The sequence below is a fragment of the Paraburkholderia podalyriae genome (assembly GCF_014397785.1).
GTDB lineage: Bacteria > Pseudomonadota > Gammaproteobacteria > Burkholderiales > Burkholderiaceae > Paraburkholderia > Paraburkholderia podalyriae.
The window spans coordinates 1-599 of sequence record NZ_VZQQ01000283.1; the positions used below are offsets into that span (position 1 = coordinate 1).

The 599-nt window shown below is 56.4% G+C and carries 1 protein-coding gene; it reads left to right on the forward strand.

Annotated elements, in window-relative coordinates:
* Positions 1 to 551: IS6 family transposase (locus F6X42_RS43045; RefSeq protein ID WP_187639788.1), on the forward strand; the 551-nt coding region annotated here is incomplete at its 5' end.
* Positions 552 to 599: the final 48 nt, after the last annotated feature.

Here is a 599-nt window from a genome sequence, read left to right on the forward strand (position 1 = left end):
GCTGGGTGCGGCGCTATGCGCCGGAGTTCGTTAAACGGTGGAACCGCTTTGGCAGGCCCACTGGCCAGTCGTGGCGCGTCGACGAGACTTACCTCAAACTGCGCGGCAAGTGGGTCTATCTTTATCGGGCGGTGGATCGGGCAGGCCAGACGGTAGACTTCATGCTCAGCGCCAGGCGCGACGTGAAGGCGGCAAAAGCCTTTTTCAAAAAGGCAATCAAGCATCAGGGGCAGCCACCGAAGACCATCACGCTCGATGATTATGCGGCCTCGCATCGCGCTGCGCGCGAAATGCAGGTCGATGGCTTGCTGCCTGAGGACACGAAGGTCCGATCCTCGAAATATCTCAATAATCTGGTCGAGCAGGACCACCGCAATATCAAGTCCCGGACGAAAGTCATGCTCGGTTTCAAACGTTTCAGGAACGCAGCGATCACTCTCTCAGGTATCGAATTGTTACATCGTATTCGCAAAGGCCAATTCAGCCTCGCGAAGCTCGACCTCAAAGATACCGCTGCGCCCGCAGTTTGGAAGGCCGTGCTGTCTGCTTGATGAGGTCTCCGTTCTACAGAAATCTCGTCCAGACCGTCTATTTGCACC